The following is a 1,540-nucleotide window of genomic DNA, read 5'->3' as shown; positions in this document are numbered from 1 at the left end:
GCCTGAGCTTGGTTGGGTAAGGGGGAACTCACCTCAGATGGTGAGTTCTGCAACAACGCCCATTAAGGAGCAGTCCTCGTCAACAGCATTGCGAATTACTGACCATGATCCGCCTGAACCTGTCGAACATCCCGGAATGGCTGACGCTGCTGCCTGGCTTGCGGCTGAAGGTGGCGCCCCTCACGACCGCGCTGATGGTCGCGGCACGTGCCGACTCCGCGCTGGCGGCCCTGCCGGAAACCGCCACCACCGAGGAGATGGCGCTGGCCATGGCAAAGGCGGTAGCGCGGCTGGCGATCCTCGATTGGGAGGGTGTCGGTGACAAGGATGGTGATCCTCTGCCCCTCACGCCTGAGGGCATTGACGCCCTGCTGGAGGTCTGGCCGGTCTTTGAGGCCTTCCAGAGCCAGTATGTCGCCCGCGGGTTGATGCTGGATCAGGAAAAAAACGTCTCCGCGCCCTCGCCGACTGGTCCTTCGGCGGGGGCGAGAGCTATTGCGCAGCCTGCAACGGACCCTGCCCCGACTGCCCCGCCCGGCTGAACCAGCCGCAGACTGTCGAGGGCTGGCAGATCTGGGATCTGGCACAACGGCTCGGCGGTCAGTTGCGGGTGGTTCCCGGCACCATCGTCGGTTGGGACATGGGCGCGGCACTCGCCATGGCACGGGCGCTGGGCGTCAACACGCTGATTGCCGCCGAACTGCTGCCCGAGATCGAGGTGGTGATGGTGCGCAGGCTGAACGAGCAGATGGCCAGCTCTGACCGCCGTAGTGGCTTCAGTTCTTGATCTTCTCGATCAGGCTGACGCCCGGCAGACCTTTGAAATGCCCGTTGCAGGTCAGCAGTGTCGCCCCGCGCAGCCGCGCCGTGGCGAAGATGACGGCGTCCGCGGTGGCGAGCTTGTGTTCTCGGCAAGCGTCGGCCGCGGCCAGCGCAATCTCGGTATCGAGCGGCACCACCTGACAGACCTGGGTGAAGGCGATCACCTGATCGGCCTTGTCCTCTCCGACCTCGCGGGTCAGCCATTTCGCCAGTTCCAGCTGCACCATCGTCGGCACCAGCCAGTCCGCCTGATCGGGCAGATGCCCGGCCAGCTGCTCTCCCGTCGGCGAGCCGATCAGCCACTCGATCCAGGCCGACGTGTCGACGAGGACCATCAGAACCGATCGGACCGGTCACGGTACTCGGTGGCGGAGGCTCCGCGCGCGAGGCCCTTCAGTTCCTCCCGCTTCGGCACCGGCACCAGAAGGACGCCGGTGCCTTTGGGGATGAAGGCGAAGGTCAGCCCGGCTTCCCAGTGCTGGGCCGTGCGGATCGCCTTGGGGATCGAGATCTGGAACTTCGAGGAGAGGGTTGCGGTCTCTGCCATGGTCATACGCTCACTGTATCGATGTCACTAACGTAAGACGCCCAACAGGCGGAAGCAAGGAAACGTCACCATGGCCGGGCCTGGCCGGCTCAGCGCGCCAGCGTGCGCTGGACGATCAGAGCTGGTTTGCTTCATCTGAACAACGTCGGGGCTTGTGCCAAGTGGATCTCC

4 protein-coding genes are annotated in these 1,540 nt (G+C 64.8%); 2 read left to right on the top strand and 2 right to left on the bottom strand.

What is annotated here, in order from left to right:
- Positions 1-104: 104 nt before the first annotated feature.
- Together Q4F04_RS15960 and Q4F04_RS15955 are read left to right on the top strand one after the other, a co-directional pair.
- On the top strand, positions 105-542 hold the full coding sequence (locus Q4F04_RS15960) for a hypothetical protein (protein ID WP_303370767.1): 438 nt from the start codon (positions 105-107) through the stop codon (positions 540-542).
- A 62-nt stretch (positions 543-604) separates the two neighbouring features.
- Positions 605-787 (top strand): hypothetical protein, encoded by a 183-nt coding sequence (locus Q4F04_RS15955; protein ID WP_303370768.1) that lies wholly within the window; start codon positions 605-607, stop codon positions 785-787.
- Here the strand turns inward: Q4F04_RS15955 and Q4F04_RS15950 are convergent.
- Complete coding sequence (locus Q4F04_RS15950) at positions 777-1,157, bottom strand: type II toxin-antitoxin system VapC family toxin (RefSeq protein WP_303370766.1); 381 nt, start codon at positions 1,155-1,157, stop codon at positions 777-779. The genes Q4F04_RS15955 and Q4F04_RS15950 overlap by 11 nt on opposite strands.
- Positions 1,157-1,369 carry an AbrB/MazE/SpoVT family DNA-binding domain-containing protein gene (locus tag Q4F04_RS15945; RefSeq protein WP_303370765.1) on the bottom strand — a complete coding sequence of 71 codons (213 nt, stop codon included), beginning with the start codon at positions 1,367-1,369 and terminating at the stop codon, positions 1,157-1,159. Before Q4F04_RS15945 ends, Q4F04_RS15950 begins: the two co-directional genes overlap by 1 nt.
- Positions 1,370-1,540: the final 171 nt, after the last annotated feature.

Origin of the sequence: Paracoccus sp. (in: a-proteobacteria) (assembly GCF_030536915.1) — a bacterium.
In the GTDB taxonomy this organism is placed as follows: domain Bacteria; phylum Pseudomonadota; class Alphaproteobacteria; order Rhodobacterales; family Rhodobacteraceae; genus Paracoccus.
The sequence above is the reverse complement of the archived record's forward strand: the minus strand, read 5'-3'. Positions and strand labels throughout refer to the sequence as shown.